Annotated in this window: 2 protein-coding genes; both read right to left on the bottom strand. The window is 54.9% G+C overall.

Translation table 11 applies throughout. The features are described from left to right. Positions 1-42 precede the first annotated feature (42 nt). Complete coding sequence (locus tag HMPREF2779_RS00350; RefSeq protein ID WP_199774540.1) at positions 43-903, bottom strand: IS3 family transposase; 861 nt, start codon at positions 901-903, stop codon at positions 43-45. After that, positions 903-1,310, bottom strand: a complete 408-nt coding sequence (locus tag HMPREF2779_RS00355) for a helix-turn-helix domain-containing protein (RefSeq protein ID WP_233992151.1) — start codon at positions 1,308-1,310, stop codon at positions 903-905. The genes HMPREF2779_RS00350 and HMPREF2779_RS00355 overlap by 1 nt, the downstream gene beginning before the upstream one ends. Positions 1,311-1,474: the final 164 nt, after the last annotated feature.

Here is a 1,474-nt window from a genome sequence, read left to right on the forward strand (position 1 = left end):
TTGAACTGCGCCCCGAAACTTGGACGCTATAAATACTAGCCGCTATACAACTTCCCGCAGGGCCTGAACCCGGTACTCTACCGGAGTCAGGCCCTTAAGCTTCACCTGGCGTCTTGTTGTATTCCAATGCGTAATGTACGCATCGAGGTCAGCTTTGAAACTCTCAAAAGTTAGCCAGTCCTGGCCACGAAAAAACTCGTCCTTAAGATGTCCAAAAACCTGCTCAGTGGCACCATTGTCGATGCAGTTACCTTTGCGTGACATACTCTGAATAAAACCATTATCAGCAAGCGTTCTGACGTAGAACTCGTGCTGATACTGCCACCCCATATCCGAATGCAAAATCGGCTTGACTCCCTCGGGTTTGGCATCCATGAGTACCTGAAGCATCTCCTGCTGCTGAGCAAGATTAGGGCACATCGAGATGGAGTGGGCAACAATCTCCTTGCTGGCAAAGTCATAGACCGGCGCGAGGTAGGCCTTACCAAAGGAGAGCTTAAACTCGGTGACATCGGTGCCCAACTTCTGCCAAGGACCAGTCGCCGTAAAGTCGCGACCGATGATGTTCTCAAAACTTTGCCCCACAGACCCCTTGTAAGAGTTGTACCTATGGTAGGCCCTCTCACGGCGTATACCGCAACGCAGCCCCATCTGACGCATCATCTTCAAAACCGTCTTATCGGCAATGCGCACCCCTTCCTCAGCGCGCAGGCACATGGCCACCTGCCTGTGACCGCACCCGTTAGGGGTTCGCGAAAAGATCTGAGCGACCTTGGCACGTAGCTGCACTCTGGTTGGCTGCCGGGGATGAGCCAACGCGTAGTAGTAGCTCGACCTGGCAAGGCCAGCAGCCTCAAGGAGATCGTACAGCTTGTGACCGCGCCCTGAAAGCTCAGCGACCACTAGGGCTTTGTCCCGGTTTGGGAGCGCTTCTGCGCCTTCAGGGCAATCGATTTTTTTAGGTACGCCACCTGCGCCTCAAGCTTACGCACACGCTCGGCAAGTTCCTCCTCACGCGTTGGCGGCACCGCCCGCACCGACCCCTTCGGCCTGCCCTTGGGCTTAGGCTTAAGCGCCTGCGCGCCGCCCTGGCGGTACAGCCTGCACCACTGCTTCAACGGTGTCGCGCTTGCAATACCGAAGCGCATCATCGCCTCAGGCTTACTCATTCCACCATCAACCACGGCCGCCGCTGCGGCGACTTTGGTCTCGTAGTCGTATTTGGTGTGCTTTATTCCCATGGTAAGAAGCCCGTCCTTCCCGATGACGTGGTACGTTTTCTGCCACTCTCTCACAGTCGCGGCGGACATACCAAGCCTTTTGGCGGTCAGACCATAGCCGAATCCTCTCTTAAACATTTGCGCTGCTTGCTTCCGAAGCGAACGGTCATGTCTTAATCCCAGATGCACGTACATGAAAAGCCTCCTGTTTCTTGGACTTTAATTTTGTTGTCCAAGAAACGGGAGGCAGTTCA

Origin of the sequence: Rothia sp. HMSC069C03, from assembly GCF_001811075.1 — a bacterium.
In the GTDB taxonomy this organism is placed as follows: domain Bacteria; phylum Actinomycetota; class Actinomycetes; order Actinomycetales; family Micrococcaceae; genus Rothia; species Rothia mucilaginosa.

What these genes read in the sequence shown, in the direction of transcription:
- HMPREF2779_RS00355 (WP_233992151.1), bottom strand. Translation starts at nt 1,310, where the DNA reads ATGTCCGCCGCGACTGTGAGAGAGTGGCAGAAAACGTACCACGTCATC.